The organism is Bradyrhizobium sp. STM 3561 (assembly GCF_045571455.1).
In the GTDB taxonomy this organism is placed as follows: domain Bacteria; phylum Pseudomonadota; class Alphaproteobacteria; order Rhizobiales; family Xanthobacteraceae; genus Bradyrhizobium; species Bradyrhizobium vignae.
This window is the reverse complement of the sequence record NZ_CP120695.1, coordinates 963,613-988,592: the sequence shown is the minus strand read 5'-3', so window position 1 is coordinate 988,592 and position 24,980 is coordinate 963,613. Positions and strand designations below refer to the sequence as shown.

Genomic DNA, 24,980 nt, shown 5'->3' with positions numbered 1-24,980 from the left:
ATGTCAGGCGACCTTTCGCGTCGCTTCCGTTCCGTCCAGGAACCCCATCAGGCGGCTGCGGATGATGGTTTCCGCCTCGCCCATGATGCGATCAACGAGCTCCTTGCAGGATGGGATGTCGTGGATCAGGCCCGCGACCATGCCGCAGCTCCAGGCACCGGCATCCATCTGGCCGTCCAGCATGATCCTGGGATACACGCCCGCGACCTGCTCGTGGATATCGCCGATCGTGAGCTTGTCGCCCTTCTCGCGCTCGATCTCGAGCAGGCGGTCGACATTGGCGTTCTTGAGAACGCGCTCGGTATTGCGCAGCGCCCGCATGATCAGGCGGGTGTCGAGCTCGGTGGCAGCGACCAGCGCGTTCTTGACGTTCTGATGCACCGGCGCCTCCTTGGTGGCGATGAAGCGCGTGCCCATGTTCATGCCCGCCGCACCCAGCGACAGCGCCGCGACCAGGCTGCGTCCATCGGCCATGCCGCCGGAGGCGACGAAGGGGATCTTCAACTCCTCGGCCGCGCGCGGCAGCAGGATCATGTTGGGAATGTCGTCCTCGCCCGGATGTCCGCCACATTCAAAACCGTCGACGCTGACGGCGTCGCAGCCGATGCGCTCCGCCTTCAACGAGTGGCGCACCGACGTGCATTTGTGAATGACCTTGATGCCGGCGGCCTTCAGCGCCGGCATGTAGGCTTCCGGGCTGCGGCCTGCTGTCTCCACCGCCTTGATGCCACCTTCGACGATGGCGGCAATGTATTCGGGATAGGGCGGCGCCGAGAAGGTCGGCAGGAAGGTGAGGTTCACACCAAACGGCTTGTCGGTCATGTCGCGGCAGCGCGCGATCTCCTTCGCGAGCAATTCCGGCGTCTTCTGCGTGAGACCGGTGATGATGCCGAGCCCGCCGGCATTGGAGACGGCAGCAGCCAGCTCGGCAAAGCCGACGAAATGCATGCCGCCCTGAATGATGGGGTGCTCGATGCCGAATAGTTCGGTGATCGCGGTCTTCACTTAGCTACCTCCCGGAAATTTGCTTGATGTTGAGATCAGTCTAGCCGGACTTTTGCGCCGCGGTCACCATTTCTCTCCGAACGGGCGGATCTCCATCTCGAAGGTCCAGGCACTCTTCGGCTGCTGATAAAGCTGCCAATAGGCATTGGCGACCGACGACGGCGGCATCAGCAGATCGGGATTATCAAGCGCATTCGGCCCGAGCGCTTCGAGCCGGCGCTGACGCACCCATTCCGTATCGACCCCGGAATCGATGATGAGATGAGCGACGTGGATATTCTTCGGCCCGAGCTCGCGCGCCATCGCCTGTGCCACCGCGCGCAGGCCGAACTTGGCGCTGGCAAAGGCGGCAAAGCCGCTGCCGCCGCGTAAGGAGGCCGTGGCACCAGTAAAGAAGATATTGCCGCCGCCGCGCGGCAGCATCAGCCGCGCCGCCTCTCGTCCTGCAAGGAAACCGGAATAGCAGGCCATCTCCCACACTTTCCGGAACACGCGCTCGGTGGTGTCGAGGATCGGGAAATTGACGTTGGCACCGACATTGAAAATGCAGACCTCCAGCGGCGCGTGCTTGTCGGCGTCATTGAGGAAGGCGATGACTTCGTCCTCCTTCCGTGCATCGAGCGAGCGCGCGTGGATCTCGCCACCTGCGGCCTCGATGTCTTTCACTAGCGGCGCGAGCTTGTCGCCGTTGCGGCGGCCGGCGAAGATCGAGAACCCTTCGGCGGCAAACTTCTTGGCGATCTCGGAGCCGATGAAATCGCCGGCCCCGATGACGGCCGCAGTGGCGTTTCGCTTGGACAAGATCGCCTCCTCCGGTGAGCCGCACTATGGGCGTGCGGTGTGCAATGTGCCGGAGGCTATAGTTCTAAAATAGAAGTGGCAACCGAATGCCAAGTTTACGTGAAAGTATCCCTGACGGCTCAAGTTGGTTCCTTTTTTCAGACTGACTACTTGCGAGAACCGCATCATGAAATGGGACACGCTGGACGAAGAGCCCGGCTCGCTCTCCCGCACCGTCGCCGTGGTCGGCGACCGCTGGACAAGAGCTGCGGCAAGCTGTTCGATCCCGTGATGGTGTGCTCGGAATGCGCGAGGTGCTGCATGCCAAGCAGGTGCACGTGCATGCGGGGCCAGGGCGGAGGGAAGCAGGTCTTGGAACGACCTAGTGCCCTCGCACTGGCGCCCTCAGATCGATCGGGCGCAACACCGCCGCCGTGGGAATCATCAGTACAGCGACGATCGCGAGCGTCCAGAACACGTCGATATAGGCGAGCAGATCGACCTGCTGCTGCAAGGTGCGCCCGACCCAGGCGATCGCCTGTGACGCCGCATCGCTCGCATTGGAGCCCTGGGCCTGGAAGTAGCGCGTCATTGCGTCGATGGTCTGCTGATAGCCGAGATCCGAGGGCGCGGCGTGCTCGATCAGGCGGCTCTGATGGAATTGCTGGCGCTGAGCCAGGAGCGTCTGCGCCAGCGCAACCCCCATCGAGCCGCCGATATTGCGCGCGACATTGATTAGGGCGGAGGCCTGGTTGGTCTTCTCGGGTGGCAAGCCGTCATAGGATGCCGTCGTCACCGGAAGGAACAGGAACGGAAGAGCGACCGCGAGATAGATTCGCGCCAACGCGGCATAGCCGTAGGTGATCTCCCCGGTAAGCCCGGTCAGATGCCACATGGAAAGTGCGGCAGTCGCAGCGCCGAACATGATCAGATATTTGGGCTGCACTATCGTGACTAGTCGTCCCGCCACCGGCATCAACATCATCGTCACGACGCCGCTCGGCGACAGCACCAATCCTGCAAGCATGGCGGTATAGCCTAGCTCCGTCTGCAAAAGCTGCGGCAATAGCTGCGTCGTTGAGATCAGCACCGCAAATGTGCCGAGCATGACCAGGAAACAGGACCCGAACTGGCGCCTGCCGATCAGGCGGATGTCGACGATCGGGTCATCCCGCATCAACTCCCATGGGATCAATGCGACCAGGCAGAAGGCGGCAAGAAGTGCAAAGAACAGGATCATGTTCGATCCAAACCAATCATTGCGCTGACCTTCGTCAAGCACGAATTCGAGCGCGCCGAGCCCGATCGCGACCAGCAGGAAGCCGATGTAGTCGACGCGCAGGCCTCTGCTCAGCAGCTCCGCCCTCTCCTCTTCCGCGCCCGACGGCTCCTTGACCAGCGTGCCGACGAGGAACAGCGAGATCAGACCCATCGGCACGTTGATCAGGAACACCCAATGCCAGGAATAGGTGTCGGTGATCCAGCCGCCGAGCGTCGGGCCGATCACTGGGGCGACCACGACGGCGACGCCATAGATCGCAAACGCCTGGCCGCGTTTTTGCGGCGGAAACGAGTCGGCAAGGATCGCCTGCTCGCTGGTGGCCATGCCGCCGCCGCCGAGGCCTTGAAGGATGCGAAACAGCACCAGCGACTGCAAACTCCAGGCAAGTCCGCACAACAGCGAGGCCACCGAGAAGGTCGCGACGCAGATCATGTAGAAGCGCTTGCGCCCCATCACGGTCGACAGCCAACCCGAGATTGAGAGCACGACGGCATTGGCAACGAGATAGCTGGTGATGACATAGGTGCTCTCGTCGATCCCGACCGCGAGGCCGCCGGCGATGTGGCGCAATGCGACGTTGGCGATGGTGGTGTCAAGCACCTCCATGAAGGTCGCGATCGAGACCACGAAGGCGATCAGATAGGGATTGTGCCCACCGGCCGCCGAGCGCTCCGGCGACCAGCCGGCGGTCCCGACTTGCGTAACATCCGTCATCGCACCCTGGTCCAGGGCACGACCGACATGCCGGGACCAACGGGCAGATCGGCCGGCCAGTTGTCGACCACGATCTTCACAGGCACGCGCTGCACCACCTTGACGTAATTGCCGGTGGCGTTCTCCGCCGGCAGCAGGCTGAACGCGGTGCCCGAGCCCGGTTGCACGGAATCGACGTGGCCGGTCAGCTTGCGGCCGGGATAGGCGTCGATGCGGATCTCGACCGGCTGGCCCGGACGCATGTCGTTGAGCTGCGTCTCCTTGTAGTTGGCGACGACCCAGACCTCGTCGGGCACGAACATCATCAGGCTCTGGCCGGCCGTGACGAATGTGCCCTTGGCGCCCGATAGCTTCACCACGCGGCCGGACTGGGCCGCGACGACGCTGGTGTATTGCAGATTCAGCTTCGCCTGATCGAGCTGCGCCTGCGACTGTTCGAGCTGCGCCTTGGCGCCTTCGAGCTGGGCCTGCAGCGTCTTGATTCCGACCTGCGCAGTCGTTACCGCGGTCTTGGCGCGCTCGGTGTTGGCCTGCTGCGCCTGAAGGTCTGAGCGGGTCTGCTGCTGGCGCTGCACGGTGCCGGCCCCCTTCTCGACGAGATCTTCTGCGCGGTTGAACTCCTCTTGCGCGAACTGGAGCTGGGCCTGCGCCTGCTCGAGCTGCGCCTGGGCCTGCTTGATCTGCTCCTCCTGGGAGACGATCTGCGCCTCGACGTTGGCGATGTTTGCCTTGGAGACTTCAACCTGCGCAATGGCCTGATCGACCGCGATCCGGTAGTCGCGATCGTCGATCTTCGCCAGCAGATCGCCGCCATTGACATGCTGGTTGTCGGTGACCGGCACGTCGATCACGTAGCCGCCGACCTTCGAGGCCACGGAAAAGCTGCGCGCCGCGACGAAGGCGTCGTCGGTGGACTCGTAGTGGCGGACCTCGAGCCAATAGAGCAGACCGCCGACCAGGGCCGCGACCAGCACGACGGTGCCGACGGTCGCCAGCAGCCAGTGCTCACGAAGCCGCTCGCGCAGCGACGGTGTCTTCGCCGGCTTCTGGCCGTCGGCGTCGCGGGACTGATCGGGGGAGGCTTTTGGCGCTTCGTTCGCCCTCTGCGGCTGCTCCGCGAACGGATCACGCTGCCGTGTCTGAGCATCCACGATGAACACCTTTCTTTCGGACTAAACCGGCGGGAGAGCAGAGAAGAGCAGCTCGCGCACCGCGAGCTCAACCGCAGCGCCGAGGCATGGTTCCGGCTTTGAAGAAGCTCATCACCATTCGTGATTGCACCGCTCAAAACACAAGCGCGGCACTCTCCGCGCCGCGCTTGCCTGAAGTGTCAATGTGGCGCACTCGGCTCAGTGCGTCTTGGTCTTGTGCCACTTCTCGAGATCGGGCTTCACATCGTCGGAGCCCTGCTCCTTCTCGGGATTGCCCTTCCAGGGCTTGTCCGTCTGCCGGTGCGAGCCCCAGTCGTTCTGCTGCCGGGGATCGTCATTGGGCCGTTCCTTGCTCATCGATCTCCCTTTCCTCAAATCTCAAACGAAGGGAACGCCATAGTAGGAGTTGATGCCGCGTACCGCGGCGTCGTCACTCCAGTTCCAATCGCTTCGCGCGCCGTATTTCGGCGCCCCCTCCAACTCCTTGGTGGTGATGCCGGTGACATAACCGCCAAGCTCGGTGTCGTACTTCAACGACTGCCAAGGCAATGGGTAATGGTCGTTGCCGAGTCCCAGGAATCCACCAAAGCCGAGCACGGCGTATGACACCTGGCCACTGATCTTGTCGATCATCACGCGTTCGATTGAACCGATGCGGTTGCGATCGGCGCCATAGACCGATGTTCCCTCGACCTTGTCACTGCCGATCAAACGGCCCGTCTCACTGCGCTCCAGTTCGTTTTGGTTCAGCATCGAAAATTCTCCACTCAGCCACGTGCAAAACCAACCGGAGAGGCACGCGATCGTTCCGGTGCATGTTCCCTAAGCGGGTCAGGAACATCGCACGAAACGAGCGGTTCTCTGAGTTTCATGCACCCGCGAACCAAGGGCCACACGCAATGTCCCAGACCGTCTCCGACTTCATCGTCCAGCGTCTGCATCAATGGGGCGTACGCCACATCTTTGGCTATCCCGGGGACGGCATCAACGGCGTGTTCGGTGCAATGAACCGGGCCGAAGGCAGGATCGGGTTCGTCCAGGCGCGGCATGAGGAGATGGCGGCATTCATGGCAACCGCTTACGCAAAGTTCTCGGGCGAGCTCGGCGTCTGCATTGCGACCTCCGGCCCCGGCGCCTCCCATCTCGTCACCGGGCTCTACGATGCGCTGCTCGATCACCAGCCGGTGCTGGCGATTGTCGGCCAGCAGTCGCGCAACGCCCTCGGCGGGCACTATCAGCAGGAACTCGATCTTCTCTCGATGTTCAAGGACGTCGCCGGTGCGTACGTCATGCAGGTATCCTCGCCCGCGCAAGTGCGACACCTGATCGATCGTGCGGTACGCATTGCGCTGGCGCGGCGGACCCCGACCGTGATCATCCTGCCCAACGACCTGCAGGAAGAGGCTTACGAGAATCCACCCCGCGCACACGGCACGCTGCATTCCGGCATCGGCTATAGCGCACCCAGCATCACGCCGCATGAGGCGGATCTCGACCGCGCCGCGCAGGTGCTCAACTCCGGCAAAAAGGTCGCGATGCTCGTCGGCGCGGGCGCGCTTCACGCGACCGACGAAGTCATCGCGGTCGCCGACCGGCTGTCGGCCGGCTGCGCCAAGGCACTGCTCGGCAAGGCCGCGCTGCCCGACGACCTGCCATGGGTCACCGGCTCGATCGGCCTGCTCGGCACCGAGCCCAGCTACAACATGATGATGGAATGCGATACGCTGCTGATGGTGGGCTCGGCCTTTCCTTACGCCGAATTCCTGCCCAAGGAAGGAGCGGCGCGCGGCGTGCAGATCGACATCGATGCCAGCATGATGTCGATCCGCTTTCCCATGGAGGTCGGCCTCGTCGGAGACGCCGCCGAGACGCTGCGCGCATTGTTGCCGCGACTCCAGCCCAAAGCCGACGACGGCTGGCGCAGAGCTATCGAAGAGGACGTTGCGAGATGGTGGAAGACCTTGGGTGACCGCGCGCATCAGCACGCGGCGCCGGTCAATCCACAGCTCGTCGCCTGGGAATTGTCGCCCCGCCTGCCCGACCACGCCATCATCACCAGCGATTCCGGCTCCTGCGCCAACTGGTTCGCACGGGACCTCAAGATGCGGCGCGGCATGGCGGCCTCGCTCTCCGGCGGCCTCGCCTCGATGGGCGCTGCGGTGCCTTACGCGCTCGCGGCCAAATACGCCCGTCCGGATCGTCCTGTGATTGCACTCGTCGGCGACGGCGCCATGCAGATGAACAACATGGCCGAGCTGATCACCGCTGCGAAGTACTGGCGCGATTGGAAGGACCCGCGCTTCATCGTCTGCGTCTTCAACAACGAGGATCTCAATCAGGTCACTTGGGAGCAGCGCATCATCAACGGTGATCCCAAGTTCGAGGCTTCGCAGCGCATTCCTGACGTCTCCTATTCGCGCTTCGCCGATCTGATCGGCCTGCGCGGCATCTTCGTCGATAGCCCACAGCTGCTCGGCTCAGCCTGGGAGCAAGCGCTGTCGAGCGAGATCCCCGTCGTGCTGGAAGTGAAAACCGATCCCGAGGTGCCGCCGCTGCCGCCGCATATCACGCTCCAGCAGGCAAGGAATTTTTCACTCGCCCTGATGAAGGGCGATCCGAACGAAAGCGGGATGATCAAGGGAGCAGCGCGGCAGGTGCTCGAATCGATCCTGCCGGGAAAGCAATGAGGCGAACCATGAGTGACTTCCGCGATATCCAGCACGGCGTCAACGACCCCGTCGACGGCGTCGACGTGAAGTGGCATTTCAACGACAACCGGACGCCGCATGAGCGGGCGCAGCGTCATGCCGACGTACGGGCCGACGCAACCGCCACGCCGGCCGAGCCGTTTCTGCCCGAGCGGCTTCGACGCAAGCCGACGGATCCCATCAATCCGCGGACCGGCCGGAATCCCACGGACTAGTCCGTTAGGAACCTCCGCCTTCGCGACGTGTTGATCGGCGCAACATGACGCGGCAAGTGGCCGCACGACCAATTGGAGGGATCGGATCATGAAACGAACCGCCGTTGCCGTTGCTTGCGTGCTTCTGGCAGGCCCCGCATTGGCCCAATCGCTGGGCGAGAAGACCGGCGTCAACTCGGCGCTCGGGGTCGCGCCGACCACAACCGACTTCGTCAAGGAGGTCGCCATCAGCGACATGTTCGAGATCGAGTCGAGCAAGCTCGCCGAGCAGAAGGGTAATGCGCAGGAGAAATCCTTCGCGCAGCAGATGGTGACCGATCACACCAAGACCAGCGGCGAGCTGAAGGGACTGGTCGGCAACGGCAAGGTCCAGGCGACGCTGCCGACGGCACTCGACAGCTCGCACCAAAGCAAGCTCGACAAGCTCAAAGGCGCGACCGGCAAGGATTTCAGCTCGGACTACAACTCCTACCAGGTCAGCGCCCATGAAGACGCCGTGTCGCTGTTCGAACGCTACGCCAAGGGCGGCGACAATGCTGCGCTGAAGGATTGGGCCGGCAAGACCCTGCCGGCACTCAAGCACCATCTCGACATGGCCAAGGAGCTCGGCAAGGCGCCGAGCGTCGGTCAATCCAAATAGGGTCCTCAGTCGCTATCCAACGAGGACGCCGGCCTGGCCGGCGTCCTTCGCGTCGTGCGAGACCAGCTACAAGGGCTCCAGCTGCCGGCCGCAAGGCGCTGATCACCGGCGGGGATTTCGGGCATGGGCCGCGCCGCCGCGATCGCCTATGCGCGCGAAGGCGCCCATGTCGGCATCAACTATCTGCTGGCTGAAGGGCCGGATGCGCAGGAGGTGATCGCGTTGATCAGAAGGACAGGACGCACCGGTGGTGCCGATGCCCGCGGTCGGAACTCAGGAACCTTCTTTATCTACGGGCTTTACAAAATCGTCATGGAGGACATCTCGCCGGCGGACCGATGGCGCTCGTAACAGTCAAACCCACCCGTATCGATACGGCGGTCGCGAACGAGATCGCACAGAACACCAATTCAGACCTCGAGCACGCCGCCCAAGCAATGACCTGGGGCGCCGACGAGCACGTGCTGGTCGCGCTCGCTGCGGCGGGATGGCTCTACACCCGCCTCCGGCATCCGCAGCAGCGTCCCATTGCCGATCACGTCCTGATGGTTTCGCTGGTGACGGCCGTATTACCGCATGTCTTGAAAACCTTGTTCGACCAGACGAGGCCGGACCGGCTGACGGTGAGCGGCCACTGGCGCGGTGTTCCTTATTCGGGGCGTCCCCGCGACGCATTTCCCTCAGGTCACGCTGTGCATATGGGTGCCCTTGCCTCAGCCGCCGGCCTGTTGCCTCCGGCCTCCCGCCGCTTGGCACGTTCGCTGGCCGTAGCGCTGTCGTTGACACGCGTGGCGCTGCTCGCGCACTGGACCAGCGACGTGGTGGCAGGATTCACGCTCGGCATCGTCGTGGAGCGACTGTTCAGGCCGTTCACGCTGGCGAAGTCACGGCAGCAGCCGTCCGAAGCCTCGCGGGGACGGCCATGACGGAATATCTCGTGCGCTTCGTTGCCGGCGGTCTGATCGTATCCGTCTTCGCAATCTTCGGTGACATGCTGCGGCCAAAAAGCTTTGCCGGGCTGCTCGGCGCGGCGCCCTCGGTCGCGCTGGCCACCCTCGGCATCGCCGTGGTCCAGCACGGCCAGCAATATGCCGCCGCCGAGAGTTGGACGATGATCTATGGCGCCATCGCGCTCGCCTGCTACAGCCTCGTGGTCTGCCACCTGTTGATGAGGTTCCGTCTCGGCGCGCTCCCCGCCACGATCCTCGCTTTCGTCGTATGGCTCGTGGTCGCCTTCGGTCTGCTCGCCGGCTTGGGAGGTGCCGCCTGATGCTGGTTAAGCTGTCGTCATCGGCGCTGAAAGAGACGCGATGGTACGAATACGCCATTCGCTTCGTGCTCGGCGGCTGCGCGACGGTGCTCGCCGGAGCCATCGGCTCGCAATTCGGTGTTTCTGTCGGCGGGCTCTTTCTTGCACTTCCGGCAATCTTCTGTGCCAGCGCGACGCTGATCGAAAGCCACGAGCGTCACGCCAAGGAGAAGGCCGGCCTGAGCGGACGGCGCCGCGGACAGAAGGCCGCGGCGCTCGATGCCGCAGGTGCGGCGCTCGGCAGCATCGGCCTCGCGGCGTTCGCCGCCATCTTCCATGCCACCGTCGGCGCAAGCATCGCATTCGCTTTCATTGCGGCGTTGGGGGTTTGGGCAAGCGTTTCCGTGTCGGCTTGGTGGGTCAGGCGTAAGCTTCGTGTCACGCGCAGGTCGCACCGACCAGCCCGCTCACCATCGGCAAAGCGCTCTCGCTTCGTGAAGCCTTAGCTCGCTTTCGGCTCCTTCGAACTCTGCGATTGCGGCGGCTGGAGCCCCGGGCTGTTGGCCCAGCGCTCGACCTGATCGATGACCTTCTGATGGCTTGGCCGCACCGGCTCGGATGCTTCGGGCTCTTCGGAAAGCTTGCGAGGTAGCCTGACTTCATCCGTCATGGCCTCTCTCCCTTTTGGGAAGAATGCGGTATGGCAAAATAGGTTTCAAACACAACTCATTGATTTGCAACGCATTTATACTCAGTTGGAGACATTTCTGGCTCTAGAGGAACCCCCTCCAAGTTGGTTCGTTGAGTAAACTACTCAACCTACTCAATTTGCGTGATCGCCATGAACGACCTTCGCGCCGAGCGCCTTCAGGTCATGCTATCGCCGGAAGAGTTGGCCGCCATCGACGATTTCCGGTTCAAACACCGCATGCCAACGCGGGCGGCAGCGGTCCGCGAACTCCTCAAGTTCGGACTGGCCGCTGCGGGCGTCGATGCCGCCGCCGGTGTGAAGTCAAGCAGCTTCGGCGTGTTCGGCCGCGGGCCTGACGGACATACTCAGGGGGATCCAGAGAGCGGCAGCTGATTCGGTCCATAAGCAAACGGCCCCGGCACGGGAGTGCCAGGACCGTCCTTGGAGATTGCTTCCGGCGCACCGGGGGCATGACAACCGGAAGCAATCCGTCGACTCTTCCCGCGGGAATTCGTTCCGGTGGGAACTAGCCTGTCGCGTCGCTGGAGCCGTCCGGCATCACGCCGGATCCTGGCGTCTTGCTATCGTCGCTCAGCTTGGGATCGCGCGTCGCTTCACGCGAGGGCGAACCTTTCGGATCCGTCTTGTGCACGGACTGTGCACGCCGCTTGTCACGCGGCTGCTCCTCCGCACGCTTGTCCTTGACGATGCCATGGTCGGAATGGGCCATGATGGGCTCTCGCTTCTCCTGGTGTCTCAGAGCGCTTACGCACTGCGGCGTCGAATGTTCCGATACAGAATTAGCTGCGCGTCGCGTGAACGGTAGTGGATGCGTTCTCGAGATGCACCTGCCGTAGCGTCGTCACCGTCGCGAAGGCGACCGAGACGCCAAAGGCGAGAATGAGGGAAAGAAGAGCCAGACGTGGAGCCATCGTCAAAACCTCCTTCTGAAACTGGAAATCGACGCGATCGACAGTTCCCGGATCATCCCAAATCAGTTGCTTGCCTTCCGTGAGCGATCTCACATGCAGATTTCACACGTCTTGCTTCGGAGCAGCAGTGTGGAGCGGAAGGGGCGGAATCTCGCCGTCGAGCCAATCCTGCTCGTTCGCGAGCGCCGTCCAGGCCTCGGCCATGCGCGAATAGCGCTTATGGGCGGGCTTCCCCTCGGCTCGCTCGGCAAGCTGAAGACAGTTATCGGCGTTATCCCTGAAGATGTCAGACTGTTTCATGTGAACGACGTGGGGACGGAACTCTCGCATCGCAACCCGGTTACCGGATCGTAATACTCAGGGAACTCGGCGCGCCGCTCGTCATTAACATCGATGCGAGTCGTTACCGCGATCATCCTTGCATTCATCAGCACCGCGGCACTTGGCGACAGTACCGGCGAGCGAAAGCCTGGCGAACGGCAGCCGACCGCCGTCGAGGTTATCAGCGGCGTCTACAATTTCAGCCGATTTCAACAGGGGCTGCTTGAGAACACCGACCTCAAGGGCAATGCGGAGGTCAAGAATCTCGCCGCCCTGCGCGCCGAGGAAGCGGCCAAGCGCGACAAGAGTCTGAAGGAGATCCAGGAGGCAATCGGCGCGGAGCTGCACATCGGCAGGGCGACATCCTCGACCGCGAGCCTCGTCGAGCCCGAAATGTCGGATGGTCCAACCTACGTCAGAAGCTTCTATGCCGCGCAGATTCCCGAGTACGAATCGATCATCAGCCTGCTTGAACGCTATCTGAAGGCGCCCGACAATGCGGCGCTCGCAGCGTTCGCGCGCGAACAGCTCCCGATGCTGCGTTCGCAGGTCAGGGACGCGGAGCGCACCATGGCGGACAAATAGCCGCCTCTACTTGTCGTTCGGATGATGTTGCTGGCTCTGCTGTCGCACGGTGCGGTCGCTCTCGGGCATCTTGTCCAAACCCGCATCGCCATTGTCGTCCTTGCCGCCCGAAGATGACGTGCCGCTGCCGCTCGGATTCGACCGGCCGGCCGTCCCGGTGGTTGGCGTTTCCGCCCGCGGGTTGGCGGAGCTTGCGGCGGGGTCGCCGGTCGCGGCGCCGCGCCCGCTGGGCGCACCGCCCTGCGCCAAAGCCGATCCCGCGGCAAACACGATGACAGCGATGGCGGCAAATCCTGCTTTCATTTCTGTTCTCCCTGTCGTTGTGAGCTAACCGTGGGGCGCGGCGCTCCGTTCCGAACAGGGAATGCCGAATGGTCCAGCAGAGCGACGGGCGCCCGACGCATTTTCCTTCTAAGTGGCGTGGAACCAATTCGGATGATCATCGTTATCTCGGCCGGGCTGAGCAAAGCGGGTTCCATTTCCTAGCGCCGCACCTTGGTGCTTGATTTCGAATTTGGCTGACGCTCTATTTTCATTTCGACCAAACGCGTCTTGCCGCGGATTCGGCCGACGCCTGCGGGGGAATCAGTATGAGCGACCTCGATCCCGGAACTGCATCACGCTCCGGTCGTCGCGTCCCAAAGCCAAGAACCAACGGTACGTCGGAGCCGGATTCCCGGGCGGAGCTGTTGCTCGCCTTGCAGGCGATGCGCAGCGGTGACTTTTCGGTGCGGATGAGCGGCGACTATCTCGGCATCGACGGCAAGATTGCCGACACTCTCAACGAAATCATCGCCGCCAACCAGCGCATGGCGCAGCAGCTCGAGCTGGTCGGCCAGGTGGTGGGGCGCGAAGGCAAGACCCGCCAGCGCGTGAAGTTCGGCCTCGCCTCAGGCTCGTGGGCCGACATGGAAGGTTCGGTCAACACGCTGATCGACGACCTCTTGTGGCCAACGCGCGAGGTGACTCGCGCGGTCGCCGCCGTCGCACAAGGTGACCTACTCCAGACCGTCAAGCTCGACGTCGATGGCCGTCCGCTCGGCGGCGAGTTTTTGCAGTCGGCGACCATCGTCAACACCATGATCAAGCAGCTCGGCGTGTTCACCTCCGAGGTGACGCGCGTCGCGCGCGAGGTCGGCACCGAGGGCAAGCTCGGCGGTCAGGCCCAGGTGCCCGAGGTGACCGGCGTCTGGAAGGACCTGACCGAAAGCGTCAACTCGATGGCGAACAACCTGACCAACCAGGTTCGCAACATCGCCGAGGTGACGATTGCGGTCGCGAACGGCGACCTTTCCAAGAAGATCACGGTCGACGTCCGCGGCGAGATCCTTCAGCTCAAGGAAGCCATCAACACGATGGTGGACCAGCTCCGCTCGTTCGCCTCCGAAGTGACGCGCGTGGCGCGTGAGGTCGGCACCGACGGCAAGCTCGGCGGCCAGGCGATCGTGCCCGGCGTCGCCGGCACGTGGAAGGACCTCACCGACTCCGTCAACGCGATGTGCGGCAATCTGACCGCGCAGGTGCGCAACATCGCCAACGTCACCACCGCCGTGGCGCGCGGCGACCTGTCACGCAAGATCACGGTGGATGTGCGCGGCGAGATCCTGGAGCTGAAGGACACCATCAACACGATGGTGGACCAGCTCAACTCGTTCGCCTCGGAAGTGACGCGCGTGGCGCGCGAGGTCGGCACTGAAGGCAAGCTCGGCGGCCAGGCCCAGGTGCCGGGCGTCGCCGGCACCTGGAAGGACCTCACCGACAACGTCAATTTCATGGCCTCGAACCTGACCGCGCAGGTCCGCAACATCGCCGACGTCGCCACCGCCATCGCAAGCGGCGACCTCTCGAAGAAGATCACGGTGAACGTGTCGGGCGAGATCCTTCAGCTGAAGGAGACGCTCAACACCATGGTCGACCAGCTCAACGCCTTCGCCGGCGAAGTCACGCGCGTCGCCCGCGAGGTCGGTACCGAGGGCCGGCTCGGCGGCCAGGCCAACGTGCTCGGCGTTGCCGGCACCTGGAAGGACCTGACCGAGAGCGTCAACTCGATGGCCTCGAACCTGACCGCGCAGGTCCGCAACATCGCGGAGGTGACGACGGCGGTCGCCGGCGGCGACCTGTCGAAGAAGATCACCGTGGACGTGCGCGGCGAAATTCTGGAGCTGAAAGACACCATCAACACCATGGTGGACCAGCTCAACGCCTTCGCCGGCGAAGTCACGCGCGTCGCCCGCGAGGTCGGCACCGAAGGCAAGCTCGGCGGCCAGGCCGTCGTGCGCGGCGTCGGCGGCACCTGGAAGGACCTCACCGACAGCGTCAACTCGATGGCCTCCAACCTGACCGGTCAGGTCCGCAACATTGCCGAGGTCGCGACGGCGGTGGCGAAGGGCGACTTGTCCAAGAAGATCACGGTGAACGTGTCGGGCGAGATCCTTCAGCTGAAGGAAACGCTCAACACCATGGTCGACCAGCTCAACGCCTTCGCCGGCGAAGTCACGCGCGTCGCCCGCGAGGTCGGCACCGACGGCAAGCTCGGCGGCCAGGCCGACGTGCCCGGCGTCGCCGGCACATGGAAGGATTTGACCGACTCCGTGAACTCGATGGCGGGCAATCTGACCGCCCAGGTGCGCAACATCGCCGAAGTCGCGACCGCGATCGCCGGTGGTGACCTGTCCCGCAAGATCACTGTGGACGTGCGCGGCGAGATCCTTCAGCTCAAGGACACGCTGAACACGATGGTCGACCAGCTCAACCGCTTCGCGGGCGAGGTCACGCGTGTCGCGCGCGAGGTCGGCACCGAAGGCCGTCTCGGCGGTCAGGCCAACGTGCCCGGCGTCGCCGGCACATGGAAGGACCTCACCGACAGCGTGAACTCGATGGCGGGCAACCTCACCGCCCAGGTCCGCAACATCGCCGAAGTGACGACCGCCGTGGCGCGCGGCGACTTGTCCCGCAAGATCACCGTCGACGTGAAGGGGGAAATCCTCGAACTGAAGAACACCATCAACACAATGGTGGACCAGCTCAACGGCTTCGCCGGCGAAGTCACGCGTGTCGCCCGCGAGGTCGGCACCGAAGGCAAGCTCGGCGGTCAGGCCGAGGTGCCCGGCGTTGCCGGCACCTGGAAGGACCTCACCGACAACGTCAACTTCATGGCCTCCAACCTGACGGCCCAGGTCCGCAACATCGCCGAGGTCGCGACCGCCATCGCCGGCGGCGACCTCTCGAAGAAGATCACGGTGGACGTGCGCGGCGAGATCCTTCTCTTGAAGGACACGCTGAACACGATGGTCGAGCAGCTCCGCTCCTTCGCCGCCGAAGTCACGCGTGTCGCGCGCGAGGTCGGCACCGAGGGACGGCTCGGCGGTCAGGCCGTCGTGCCCGGCGTCGGCGGCACATGGAAGGACCTCACCGACAACGTCAACCTCCTGGCTGCGAACCTCACCACGCAGGTCCGCAACATCGCCGAAGTGACCACGGCGGTCGCGCGCGGCGACCTCTCCCGCAAGATCACCGTCGACGTGAAGGGCGAGATCCTCGAGCTGAAGAACACCATCAACACCATGGTGGACCAGCTCAACGCCTTCGCCGGCGAAGTGACGCGCGTGGCCCGCGAGGTCGGCACCGAGGGCAAGCTGGGCGGCCAGGCGCAGGTGCCCGGCGTCGCCGGCACATGGAAGGATCTCACCGACACCGTCAACTTCATGGCGGCGAACCTGACCGAGCAGGTGCGCGGCATCGTCAAGGTGGTGACCGCGGTCGCCAACGGCGACCTCAAGCAGAACCTCACTGTGAAATCGAAGGGCGAGGTCGCGGCGCTCGCCGACACCATCAACAACATGACCGAGACGCTCGCGACCTTCGCCGATCAGGTGACGTCGGTGGCGCGCGAGGTCGGCGTCGAAGGCCGGCTCGGCGGCCAGGCCAACGTGCCCGGCGCAGCCGGCACCTGGAAGGATCTCACCGGCAACGTGAACCTCCTGGCGGCCAACCTCACCTCACAGGTGCGCGCCATCGCGGAAGTGGCCACCGCCGTGACCAAGGGCGACCTGACGCGCTCGATCCAGGTCGATGCCCGCGGCGAGGTCGCGGAGCTCAAGGACAACATCAACACGATGATCACCAACCTGCGGCTCACGACCGAGCTGAACACCGAGCAGGATTGGCTGAAGACGAACCTGGCGAAATTCACCAACATGCTCCAGGGCCAGCGCGACCTCACCACCGTCGGCCGTCTGCTGCTTACCGAATTGTCGCCGCTGGTGAACGCGCATACCGGCGTGATCTACCAGGTCGAGAACGAGAACAACCCGCAGCTCCTGCTGCTCGCCTCTTACGCCAGCGACGGCGTCTTTCCCTATCAACGCGTGCTGCAGTTCGGCGAGGGCCTGATCGGCCAGTGCGCGCTCGACAGGCGCCCGCGGGTCGTTGCGGACATTCCTACGGACGTGGTGCCGATCAATTCCGCATTGTTCCGTGTCGCCCCGAAGAACCTCGTCGTGCTGCCGGTTCTGTTCGAAGGCCAGGTCAAGGCCGTGATCGAGCTCGCCTCGCTCACCTCCTTCACGACCTCGCAAATGACGTTCCTGGAGCAGCTCACCGACTCCATCGGCATCGTGCTCAATTCGATCGAAGCGACGATGCAGACGGAAGGTCTGCTGAAGCAGTCGCAGCAGCTCGCCGGCGAGTTGCAGACCCAGCAGCGCGAATTGCAGCAGACCAACGACCAGCTCGAGCAGAAGGCGCAGCAGCTCGCCGAGCGCAATGTCGAGGTCGAACGCAAGAACCAGGAGATCGAGCAGGCCCGCCGCGCGCTCGAGGAGAAGGCGACCGAGCTCGCGCTGACCTCGAAATACAAGTCCGAATTCCTCGCCAATATGAGCCACGAGCTGCGCACACCGCTGAATTCGATCCTGATCCTCGGACAGCAGCTGAGCGACAACCCCGACGGCAACCTCTCTGCCAAGCAGGTCGAATTCGCCCGCACCATCCATGGCGCCGGCACCGACCTGCTCAACCTCATCAGCGACATTCTCGATCTCTCCAAGATCGAGTCCGGCACGGTGACGGTCGACGCCGAGGAGATCCTGACCGCGAACCTGCTCGAGACCGTCGGCCGGCCGTTCCGGCACGAGGCAGACAACCGCAATCTGTCGTTCAAGATCGATGTCGATCCGAACCTGCCACGCAGCATCGTCACCGATTCCAAGCGCCTGCAGCAGGTCCTGAAGAACCTGCTCTCCAACGCCTTCAAGTTCACCGCCGAAGGCGAAGTGCGCCTGAAGGTCGCCGGCGCGGTCGGCGGCTGGGGGATCGACCACCCGGTGCTGAACTCCGCGCCGGCCGTGATCGCCTTCGAAGTGTCCGATACCGGCATCGGCATTCCCCTGGAGAAGCAGAAGCTGATCTTCGAGGCATTCCAGCAGGCGGACGCCGGCACCAGCCGAAAATATGGCGGCACCGGACTCGGGCTCGCGATCAGCCGCGAGCTCGCGAGCCTGCTCGGAGGCGAGATCCACCTGCGCAGCGCGCCGGGCAAGGGCTCGTCTTTCACGCTGTATCTGCCGTTGAAATATTCCGGCCCGACGCTCGCGCCGCGAGCCGCGCCGGCGTCACAGCAATACAGCCAGCCGCCGGCACTACAGCCGGCCGTGCCTGACCAGCAGCGTGTCATCGAGCAGCTTCCCGACGACCGGCTTAACCTCGAGCCTGGCGACACCATCCTCCTGATCGTCGAGGACGACCCACACTATGCCCGCGTGCTGGTCGATCTTGCCCGTGACAAGGGCTTCAAGGTCTTGGTCGCTGCCCGGGGCGCCGAGGCCCTGGATCTGGCCAAGCAGTACCAGCCGACGGCCGTCTCGCTCGACGTGTTCCTGCCCGACATGCTCGGCTGGACCGTGCTGAGCCAGCTCAAGCACAATCCGCTCACCCGCCACATCCCCGTGCAGATCATTACGCTCGACGAGGACCGCCAGCATGCGCTGGCACGCGGCGCGTTCTCATTCGTCAACAAGCCGACGACCACCGAGGGCGTATCGGCCGCACTGACGCAGATCAAGGAATATGCGCGGCCGCGGCGCAAGCGGCTGCTGATCGTCGAGGACAACGAGGCCGAGCAGCTCTCGATCCGCGAGCTGCTGCACCACGACGACATCGAGATCCTGGCCGCGGATACCGGGGCCGGCGCGCTCTCGACGCTGCGCGAGCAGCCCTGCGATTGCGTGGTGCTCGACCTGCGGCTGCCCGACATGAGCGGATTCGAGGTGCTTGATCAGATCCGCAATGACGAGAAGCTGTCGAACATCCCGGTCGTGGTGTTCACCGGACGCGAGCTGTCGGCGGAAGAGGATGCCGAGCTCCACACCATGGCACGCAGCATCGTGGTCAAGGGGGTGGAGTCGCCGGAACGCCTGCTCGACGAGACCGCGCTGTTCCTGCACCGCGTGATCACGGAACTGCCGATCGAGAAGCAGCGTATGCTGGAGAAGCTGAACAGTTCCGACGAGGACCTGATCGGCAAGACCGCACTGCTCGTCGACGACGACGCCCGCAACATCTTCGCCCTGTCGAGCGTGCTGGAACGACGCGGCATGAAGGTCCTGACGGCGACGACCGGCAGCGAGGCGGTAACACTGGTCGAATCCAATCCGGAGATCGCGATCGTGCTGATGGACATCATGATGCCGCAGATGGATGGCTATCAGACCATCGGCGTGATCCGCGAGAACCCGGCCTTCGCCCGTGTTCCGATCATCGCATTGACCGCCAAGGCGATGAAGGGCGACCGTGAGAAGTGCCTCGAAGCCGGCGCGTCCGACTACCTCGCCAAGCCCGTCAACACCGACCAATTGCTGCTTGCGATCCGCATGTGGCTGCACCGCTGAGTTGGATCCGCGAATGGACCACGAAAAGGTCAACATCCTCCTCGTCGACGATCAGCCCGCCAAGCTGCTCGCCTATGAGGTGATTCTGAAGGATCTCGGCGAGAACCTCGTGATCGCCTCCTCGGGGCGGGAGGCGCTTGAGGTTCTGCTCAAGACCGAGATCGCGGTGATCCTGGTCGACGTCTGCATGCCCGAGCTCGATGGTTTCGAGCTCGCCGCGATGATCCGCGAGCATCCGCGCTTCCAGAAGACCGCGATGATCTTCATCTCGGCCATCCAGGTCAGCGACATCGACCGGTTGCGCGGCTACGAGATGGGCGCGGTCGATTACGTCCCGGTACCGGTCGTGCCGGAAGTGCTGCGCGCCAAGATCAAGGTGTTTGCCGAGCTCTACCGCAAGACGCGCGAGCTCGAACGGCTGAATCACGAGCTGGAGGACCGCGTCCGCGCACGCACCGCGGAACTGGAGAGCTCCACCGCGAAGCTGCGCGAGAGTGAGCAGCGGCGCAGCATGGCGATCGCTGCCGGCAAGATGGGGTCCTGGGACTGGGACTGGATCAGCGGCGACTGGATGTGGGACGAGGGGCAATACCGCATCTTCGGCGTCAGCCCGGAGAGCTTCGAGGTCAATCCGGCCAACGTTCAGGCGCTATTGCACCCCGATGACGTCGATCAATTGCGCAAAGCGATCGCCGAATTCAACAAGGGCACGCGCGCCTATGAAACAGAGTTCCGCATCGTGCGGCCCGACGGCGAGGTGCGCTGGTGCGTCGGCACGGCGGCCGCGACGGTCGACGAGAGCGGGCGCGTGGTGCGCGTCAGCGGCGTCACCGTCGACATCACAGAACGCAAGCGCGCCGAAGAGCGGCAGAACCTCCTCGCGCGGGAAGTCGATCACCGCGCCAAGAATGCGCTGGCGCTGGCGCAGTCGATCGTGCGCCTCACGCGGGCCGACGAGGTCAAGGCCTATGTCAACGCGGTGGAGGGGCGCATCAATGCACTGGCGCGCGTGCATACCATCCTGTCGCTGTCGAGTTGGCAGGGCGCTGAGCTCTCCAAGTTGATCGACGAGGAGCTTGCGCCCTATTCGCTCGGCGACCAGATCAGATTGGCAGGTCCCGAAGTTCAGTTGATGCCGGCAACGGCCCAGACGCTGGCACTCGCACTGCATGAGCTCTTCACCAACTCGGCAAAGTATGGCGCGCTCTCGACCCGATCGGGACGGCTCGCGATCGATTGGCAGGTCGAGGACGAACTGCTCACGCTGTGTTGGGAGGAGTCGGGCGGTCCGCTGGTCATGACACCGAAATCGCGCGGCTTCGGCACGCGGAGCCTGCTTGCGAGCATCGAGTCCCAGCTTGGCGGACAGGCGCAGTTCGATTGGCGAGCCGAAGGCCTGTTGTGCCGCCTGGAGGTGCCGTTGACACGCAAGACGGCGACCAGCGCACCCGGCAAATTCGATACCGCTGGCTCCGCCGAATTGCAGCGCGCATCCGGCTAACCGGACGCTGCGCTCGTCACCCGCCGGGCCATCCGCGGTTCGCGCGCGACCCGTCCTTCCAGCCAGGCCTCCGTTCGGGCGAGATCGCGCAACGCCCTGGCGTAGCGGCGTGCCGCATTTCGCTCTGCTCCGCGCGGCAGCCTGCGGGCTTTGCGCAAGATGTCCACGGCCGCGCTACGATAGGCCAGCGAGCGGTAAAGAAAGACTACCTTACCCATATCGATATTCCCGTTTTGATGACACCCATCCTCGCAAGCCCGGCATGAACGTCGGATGAAGCGAGTGACGACAAATTCGTTCGATCGGCTGGAACCCGGCAATTGCGCGTGCGTTGGCATGCCAGTTCGGGATTCAGTCCCATGCGCACCAAGAAGTCGTCTGAGCTGATCTCTGCCAGCGGCCTTATTAAGCTGATGACGCATGCAATGATGGGCGCAGCCCTCGGCCTCATCTTCAGCCTCGCGCTCGTCCTGTCCAATCCGGCCGTGGCCAACCTGCTCAATAACGGCGGAAGCCAAGCCGTTGCGGTCTTCGTCCTCACCTTGGTGACGACGTTCGCGATCGGCGCAACGCTCACTGGCGTCGTGTTCATCCTCGCAGAGGACAAGCAATCTTGAAGCGTGCGTGACGCGTGGAAATGCTTTGTTGGGAACTCCTGCGGCGAATAGCGGTTGGCTGCCTGCGTCAATTCAACTCAGGGAGTTTCCCGCATGAAGACGACCAAGCTCGCTCTCGCCGTAATGTTGGCAACCGGCCTAGCCGCCGCGCCGCTCGCCGCCCAGGCGAAGTCGCATAAGGCCAAGCACGGATCCTCGATGTCATCGTCGCAGACCACCGGCGCCAATACCAAGTCTACCCGGGGCGCTGATCCTTCCGGCCAAGGCGGCTCTGGTCCCGGCTCCGATCAGGGCGGCACCATGACGAACAAAGGCGGCATGACCAACACCAAATAGCCGCTCCCCGTAATCCATGGAGGGCTCCGCCACTGCGGGGCCCTTGCTCGACGCTCCGAGCTGTCAGGATTCGGCATCCACGCGCTTCCGGCACCCGGGACGCACGCTCAACGCCATCGCGGTTCGACGGGCAGTTGCGAGATCCGGTATGGGTCCTGCTCTTCCTCCGCCATACGCTTCCAAAGATCTCAGCGGCGTCCGATTGCGTGGACGGGATTGCCGACTGCCTTCACGGGACGAAGGCGCACCCGGTCGCGGACATCGGGCAGAACGTCGCTGCCACCAGCCGCCCTCCATTCGTCGATCAGGAGGTTGATTTTCCGGCGCAGATCCATCTGCGCCAGGGCCCTTTCTGTGCAGTCGTGATCGCGCTCGACGAGGTCGCGCACCGACGCCTCGACGTCGGCCATCTCAAGCCTCAAGGCTCTGATTTTACGTCGAATTTCATTAATTCTGTTGTCCATGCCTTGTTAGAACAAAATAAGAACATATAGTCAAGTCACGATTTCTGGACGGAGGCGAGAGGAGGAGAGACATGCAGGTTCAAGGTCAATACGATGCTAGGGCTTTCCTGAGCGAGCAGATGACACGAGCGCAGGGCCTCAGGCTGAAACGGCTGAGTGAAGAGGCCTATCAACCCGCCCAATACGCACGGGATCTGTCCTTCAGCGAGGCCGCACGGCGCATCCAGGCCCTCGAAGCGGAGATAGAGCTGGCGAATTCCTTCTAGGCAGCGGTTCGCGTTTGGAACATTGCATAGGCGCTCCCGGAACCATGGCCGTGCCGAATGGTTTTTCTTCGGCCAAGGGAGAACATACATGGCACGCAAGGCAAAGAAACGCCGTTACTCACGCAGCGCCGGCAGCGATGTCGAAGGCGAGATGCGGCGCTACAAGAAGGGCACCGCGAAGAGCGGCCGCGGGGGACGCGGCGGCCGCGTGAAGAGCCGCAAGCAAGCGATCGCAATCGGACTGTCGAAGGCACGCAAGAAGGGCAAGAAAGTCCCGAAGAAGGCGTCGAAGCGCAAGAGCGCCAAGAAGACCTCCAGGACGTCGTCGAAGAAGTCGTCGAAGCGCAAATCCAGCAAGCGCTGACGCTGATCAGTCTCAGATCATGCTCCCCGGCATGAAGCAGCGGATCGAAATCCCGAACGCAGTCTTCACCGGCCACACCATGGTGCGGCCTGCACGGTTCGGCTCGGTGATGACGGCTTCGTCCGGCACCTCGATCCACTGTCCATCGAGACGCACCCGGTAACGCCCGTTGTGCGACTCCCAGTCTGGATCGGCAACGGCGACCCCATCCGCATCCGAGCAGCACGGACCCAGATGGCTGCGCAGGCTGTCGAACCATGGCTTGAGGGGCGAGTCGGCGTAGCGGCCGTCGTCGCGCCCGAGCGCGTTTCCGTGCCAGAGCACCAATGGCGCCAGGAGCAGCGCACTCCTCAGCGAGAGCTTCAATCGATCCATGTCGGCACCGATCAAATGTGAACCACCGGCCAGTTCCATAAGGCGCCGGGAAGGTTCGAAGTTCCAGGCTTGCAACTGGGCTCCGCGGCTACGTCGCAGCAGAGCACAGAGGAACTGTGACCAGTGAACACGGCTTTTTCGGACGCACCGGGTCATCGTCCCTGCCGTTAACGAGAATGTTATCGGGCCTTGGCGAGCTTGATTGCGTATGCGAAAGGCGGCCCGATGGCCGCCTTTCTGGACTTGCGCCGGTCGAGCTTCGCCTTACACGAGCGGCACCGCGACGAAGCGGGTGGCATCCGCGCTTCTGACCTGCAACAGAACGCTGCGCTTGCCCGACGCTTTGGCCTGCGCCAGCTCCGAACGCATCTCGCCGACATTGCTGACCGCCTTGCCGCCGACATTGAGGATGACGTCACCGGTCTGGATGCCGCGCTGCGCCGCCGGCCCTTGCGGGTCAACCTCGGTGACGACGAGGCCCTTCTGGCCGGCGCCCTGCACCTCGCCGGCTGGAGCCAGACCAAGCCCGAGGCGCGGCGTACCGGCGCTCGGCTGCATCTTGCCGTCATCGGCCTTGTTCTCGGCCCGCTGTTCGTTCGGCAGCTCGCCGAGCGTCAGGGTCACCGTTTTGCTGTCGCCCTTGCGGAAGATATCGAGCTTCACGGACGTGCCCGGTGCCAAGGTGGCGATGGTGCGGGCGAGATCGCGGGAGTCCTTGATCGTGGTGCCATTGACGGCGGTGATGACGTCGCCCGCTTCGATGCCGGCCTTGGCCGCCGGGCTGCCGTCCTGCGGATTGTCGACGATGGCGCCGCGCGCCTGCTTCAGGCCGAGGCTGTCGGCGATCTCGGCCGTCACCGGCTGCACCTGAACGCCGAGCCAGCCGCGCGTCACCGCGCCCTTCTCCTTCAACTGCGCGACGACGAGCTTGGCGGTCGAAGCCGGAATGTCAAAGCCGATACCGACCGAGCCGCCCGACGGCGAGAAGATCGCAGTGTTCACGCCGATGACGTTGCCGTTCATGTCGAAAGCCGGCCCGCCGGAATTGCCCTTGTTGATGGGCGCATCGATCTGGATGAAGTCGTCATAGGGACCGTTGCCGATATCCCGGCCGCTGGCCGAGACGATGCCGGCGGTTACAGTGCCGCCAAGACCGAAGGGATTGCCGACCGCGACCACCCAGTCGCCGATGCGCGGCTTCTGGTCGGAGAACTTGACGAACGGAAAGTCCTTCTTGCCGTCGACCTTGATCAGGGCAAGGTCGGTCTTCGGATCGGTGCCGACCACTTTTGCGGTGTAGATGGTGCCGTCATCGGTCGTCACCTGGACGGACTCGGCATGGTCGACGACGTGGTTGTTGGTCACGGCATAGCCGTCAGCGGAGATGAAGAAGCCGGAGCCTTCGCCGGTGATGACCTGGTGGCGGTGCGGCACGCCGTTCGTGCCACCCGGGAAGCGGAAGCCGAACTCCCGCGAGAACTGGTCGAACGGAGAAGCCTCGTCCTGGTCCATCCGGTTCTGCTGCAGCATCGCGCTCTTGTCGTTGTCCCGGTCGATCTTGACCCGCACCGAGATCACCGCGGGTTTGACCTTGCTGACCAGATCGCCGAAGCCCGGCGGTGTTGCGACGGCTTCCGCAGCTTGAGCCGGCGCAATGAAGGAGTTCATCCCGAACGGCGAAGTGCCTGGGGCAACTGACAGGGCGGCCACGCCCAGCGCGGCCACGGTGCCGAGCAGCACGAGCCGGCGCGGCCGCAAGATCTTGCGAGACGTGGTAATGTTGGAATTGATGCGATCGTTCATGTCGAAATGTCCATGTTGAGCTGGTGTCGCCTTGCCCTCAACATGGTCGTTGCTACCTTACGGCGTCCCGTCCACCCGATTAAATCTCGGCAAA

General features: G+C 63.7%; 29 protein-coding genes and 2 pseudogenes. 16 read left to right on the top strand and 15 right to left on the bottom strand.

All coding sequences use genetic code 11. The features are described from left to right. Positions 1-3 precede the first annotated feature (3 nt). Together P6U28_RS04330 and P6U28_RS04325 are read right to left on the bottom strand one after the other, a co-directional pair. Positions 4-1,005, bottom strand: a complete 1,002-nt coding sequence (locus P6U28_RS04330) for a nitronate monooxygenase family protein (protein ID WP_122404713.1) — start codon at positions 1,003-1,005, stop codon at positions 4-6. Between the two features lie 63 nt (positions 1,006-1,068). After that, positions 1,069-1,806, bottom strand: a complete 738-nt coding sequence (locus P6U28_RS04325) for an SDR family oxidoreductase (protein WP_122404714.1) — start codon at positions 1,804-1,806, stop codon at positions 1,069-1,071. Between the two features lie 237 nt (positions 1,807-2,043). Between P6U28_RS04325 and P6U28_RS04320 the strand changes: the two are divergent. After that, a pseudogene (locus P6U28_RS04320) lies at positions 2,044-2,171 on the top strand (transcriptional regulator); the annotation flags it as partial. On the opposite strand, the gene P6U28_RS04315 reads toward P6U28_RS04320, so the two are convergent. From P6U28_RS04315 to P6U28_RS04300, 4 genes are all read right to left on the bottom strand, one after another. Continuing rightward, a complete protein-coding gene (locus P6U28_RS04315) occupies positions 2,168-3,781 on the bottom strand; it encodes a DHA2 family efflux MFS transporter permease subunit (protein WP_407121824.1) in 1,614 nt (537 codons plus the stop codon). The pseudogene P6U28_RS04320 and the gene P6U28_RS04315 sit on opposite strands and share 4 nt — an antisense overlap. Next, positions 3,778-4,932 carry an HlyD family secretion protein gene (locus P6U28_RS04310; protein WP_122406811.1) on the bottom strand — a complete coding sequence of 385 codons (1,155 nt, stop codon included), beginning with the start codon at positions 4,930-4,932 and terminating at the stop codon, positions 3,778-3,780. The genes P6U28_RS04315 and P6U28_RS04310 overlap by 4 nt, the downstream gene beginning before the upstream one ends. A gap of 198 nt (positions 4,933-5,130) precedes the next feature. Further along, on the bottom strand, positions 5,131-5,289 hold the full coding sequence (locus P6U28_RS04305; protein ID WP_164936954.1) for a hypothetical protein: 159 nt from the start codon (positions 5,287-5,289) through the stop codon (positions 5,131-5,133). A gap of 21 nt (positions 5,290-5,310) precedes the next feature. Beyond that, complete coding sequence (locus P6U28_RS04300; RefSeq protein WP_122404716.1) at positions 5,311-5,685, bottom strand: PRC-barrel domain-containing protein; 375 nt, start codon at positions 5,683-5,685, stop codon at positions 5,311-5,313. A 146-nt stretch (positions 5,686-5,831) separates the two neighbouring features. Between P6U28_RS04300 and P6U28_RS04295 the strand changes: the two genes are divergently transcribed. The 7 genes and pseudogenes from P6U28_RS04295 (at position 5,832) to P6U28_RS04265 (ending at position 10,250) form a co-directional block, all read left to right on the top strand. Further along, positions 5,832-7,619 carry a thiamine pyrophosphate-requiring protein gene (locus P6U28_RS04295; protein WP_407121823.1) on the top strand — a complete coding sequence of 596 codons (1,788 nt, stop codon included), beginning with the start codon at positions 5,832-5,834 and terminating at the stop codon, positions 7,617-7,619. A gap of 8 nt (positions 7,620-7,627) precedes the next feature. Next, positions 7,628-7,855, top strand: coding sequence for a hypothetical protein (locus P6U28_RS04290; RefSeq protein WP_027570944.1), 228 nt, complete (start codon positions 7,628-7,630; stop codon positions 7,853-7,855). A gap of 88 nt (positions 7,856-7,943) precedes the next feature. Next, positions 7,944-8,495 (top strand): DUF4142 domain-containing protein, encoded by a 552-nt coding sequence (locus tag P6U28_RS04285; RefSeq protein ID WP_122404718.1) that lies wholly within the window; start codon positions 7,944-7,946, stop codon positions 8,493-8,495. After that, positions 8,404-8,744, top strand: a pseudogene (locus P6U28_RS04280) (hypothetical protein); the annotation flags it as partial. The gene P6U28_RS04285 and the pseudogene P6U28_RS04280, both read left to right, overlap by 92 nt. 89 nt (positions 8,745-8,833) lie before the next feature. Beyond that, complete coding sequence (locus tag P6U28_RS04275) at positions 8,834-9,421, top strand: phosphatase PAP2 family protein (protein WP_122404719.1); 588 nt, start codon at positions 8,834-8,836, stop codon at positions 9,419-9,421. Then, entirely contained in the window at positions 9,418-9,765 is a 348-nt protein-coding gene (locus P6U28_RS04270) for a DUF3147 family protein (protein WP_122404720.1), read from the top strand. Before P6U28_RS04275 ends, P6U28_RS04270 begins: the two co-directional genes overlap by 4 nt. After that, positions 9,765-10,250 (top strand): hypothetical protein, encoded by a 486-nt coding sequence (locus P6U28_RS04265; RefSeq protein WP_122404721.1) that lies wholly within the window; start codon positions 9,765-9,767, stop codon positions 10,248-10,250. The genes P6U28_RS04270 and P6U28_RS04265 overlap by 1 nt, the downstream gene beginning before the upstream one ends. On the opposite strand, the gene P6U28_RS04260 is transcribed toward P6U28_RS04265, so the two are convergent. Next, entirely contained in the window at positions 10,247-10,414 is a 168-nt protein-coding gene (locus tag P6U28_RS04260; protein ID WP_164936955.1) for a hypothetical protein, read from the bottom strand. The genes P6U28_RS04265 and P6U28_RS04260 overlap by 4 nt on opposite strands. Before the next feature lie 171 nt (positions 10,415-10,585). Between P6U28_RS04260 and P6U28_RS04255 the strand changes: the two genes are divergently transcribed. After that, on the top strand, positions 10,586-10,828 hold the full coding sequence (locus tag P6U28_RS04255) for a hypothetical protein (protein ID WP_160118869.1): 243 nt from the start codon (positions 10,586-10,588) through the stop codon (positions 10,826-10,828). Positions 10,829-10,961: 133 nt separating this feature from the next. Here P6U28_RS04255 and P6U28_RS04250 read toward each other — a convergent pair whose 3' ends face one another. The 3 genes from P6U28_RS04250 to P6U28_RS04240 all read right to left on the bottom strand — a co-directional run bounded on the left by P6U28_RS04250 (position 10,962) and on the right by P6U28_RS04240 (position 11,667). Further along, positions 10,962-11,165, bottom strand: a complete 204-nt coding sequence (locus P6U28_RS04250; RefSeq protein WP_122404722.1) for a hypothetical protein — start codon at positions 11,163-11,165, stop codon at positions 10,962-10,964. Between the two features lie 70 nt (positions 11,166-11,235). After that, entirely contained in the window at positions 11,236-11,367 is a 132-nt protein-coding gene (locus P6U28_RS04245) for a hypothetical protein (protein WP_283811006.1), read from the bottom strand. 102 nt (positions 11,368-11,469) lie between these two features. Beyond that, positions 11,470-11,667, bottom strand: coding sequence for a hypothetical protein (locus P6U28_RS04240; RefSeq protein WP_122406813.1), 198 nt, complete (start codon positions 11,665-11,667; stop codon positions 11,470-11,472). A gap of 93 nt (positions 11,668-11,760) precedes the next feature. Between P6U28_RS04240 and P6U28_RS04235 the strand changes: the two genes are divergently transcribed. Beyond that, the gene (locus P6U28_RS04235; protein WP_122404724.1) at positions 11,761-12,273 is read left to right on the top strand and encodes a DUF4142 domain-containing protein; all 513 of its coding nucleotides are present in this window, start codon (positions 11,761-11,763) and stop codon (positions 12,271-12,273) included. A 6-nt stretch (positions 12,274-12,279) separates the two neighbouring features. On the opposite strand, the gene P6U28_RS04230 is transcribed toward P6U28_RS04235, so the two are convergent. Next, the gene (locus tag P6U28_RS04230) at positions 12,280-12,576 is read right to left on the bottom strand and encodes a hypothetical protein (RefSeq protein WP_122404725.1); all 297 of its coding nucleotides are present in this window, start codon (positions 12,574-12,576) and stop codon (positions 12,280-12,282) included. Between the two features lie 287 nt (positions 12,577-12,863). Between P6U28_RS04230 and P6U28_RS04225 the strand changes: the two genes are divergently transcribed. Together P6U28_RS04225 and P6U28_RS04220 are read left to right on the top strand one after the other, a co-directional pair. Beyond that, positions 12,864-19,160, top strand: coding sequence for a HAMP domain-containing protein (locus tag P6U28_RS04225; RefSeq protein ID WP_407121822.1), 6,297 nt, complete (start codon positions 12,864-12,866; stop codon positions 19,158-19,160). A 13-nt stretch (positions 19,161-19,173) separates the two neighbouring features. After that, the gene (locus P6U28_RS04220; protein ID WP_122404727.1) at positions 19,174-20,661 is read left to right on the top strand and encodes an HWE histidine kinase domain-containing protein; all 1,488 of its coding nucleotides are present in this window, start codon (positions 19,174-19,176) and stop codon (positions 20,659-20,661) included. Here P6U28_RS04220 and P6U28_RS04215 read toward each other — a convergent pair. Continuing rightward, a complete protein-coding gene (locus tag P6U28_RS04215; RefSeq protein ID WP_122404728.1) occupies positions 20,658-20,879 on the bottom strand; it encodes a hypothetical protein in 222 nt (73 codons plus the stop codon). The two genes, P6U28_RS04220 and P6U28_RS04215, sit on opposite strands and share 4 nt — an antisense overlap. Before the next feature lie 141 nt (positions 20,880-21,020). Here P6U28_RS04215 and P6U28_RS04210 point away from each other — a divergent pair, with 141 nt between their 5' ends. Together P6U28_RS04210 and P6U28_RS04205 are read left to right on the top strand one after the other, a co-directional pair. After that, complete coding sequence (locus P6U28_RS04210) at positions 21,021-21,278, top strand: hypothetical protein (protein WP_407121821.1); 258 nt, start codon at positions 21,021-21,023, stop codon at positions 21,276-21,278. A gap of 93 nt (positions 21,279-21,371) precedes the next feature. Continuing rightward, a complete protein-coding gene (locus P6U28_RS04205; protein WP_407121820.1) occupies positions 21,372-21,614 on the top strand; it encodes a hypothetical protein in 243 nt (80 codons plus the stop codon). Between the two features lie 188 nt (positions 21,615-21,802). On the opposite strand, the gene P6U28_RS04200 is transcribed toward P6U28_RS04205, so the two are convergent. Continuing rightward, positions 21,803-22,024 (bottom strand): hypothetical protein, encoded by a 222-nt coding sequence (locus P6U28_RS04200; RefSeq protein ID WP_407121819.1) that lies wholly within the window; start codon positions 22,022-22,024, stop codon positions 21,803-21,805. Positions 22,025-22,149: 125 nt separating this feature from the next. Here P6U28_RS04200 and P6U28_RS04195 point away from each other — a divergent pair, with 125 nt between their 5' ends. Together P6U28_RS04195 and P6U28_RS04190 are read left to right on the top strand one after the other, a co-directional pair. Beyond that, complete coding sequence (locus tag P6U28_RS04195) at positions 22,150-22,344, top strand: DUF3072 domain-containing protein (protein ID WP_122404732.1); 195 nt, start codon at positions 22,150-22,152, stop codon at positions 22,342-22,344. Positions 22,345-22,432: 88 nt separating this feature from the next. Continuing rightward, positions 22,433-22,708 (top strand): DUF6496 domain-containing protein, encoded by a 276-nt coding sequence (locus P6U28_RS04190; protein WP_407121818.1) that lies wholly within the window; start codon positions 22,433-22,435, stop codon positions 22,706-22,708. A 12-nt stretch (positions 22,709-22,720) separates the two neighbouring features. Here the strand turns inward: P6U28_RS04190 and P6U28_RS04185 are convergent, their stop codons facing one another. After that, the gene (locus tag P6U28_RS04185) at positions 22,721-23,083 is read right to left on the bottom strand and encodes a hypothetical protein (RefSeq protein WP_122406814.1); all 363 of its coding nucleotides are present in this window, start codon (positions 23,081-23,083) and stop codon (positions 22,721-22,723) included. Positions 23,084-23,347: 264 nt separating this feature from the next. After that, positions 23,348-24,886: a Do family serine endopeptidase gene (locus tag P6U28_RS04180; RefSeq protein WP_407121817.1), complete on the bottom strand. Its 1,539-nt coding sequence runs from the start codon at positions 24,884-24,886 to the stop codon at positions 23,348-23,350. Positions 24,887-24,980 lie beyond the last annotated feature (94 nt).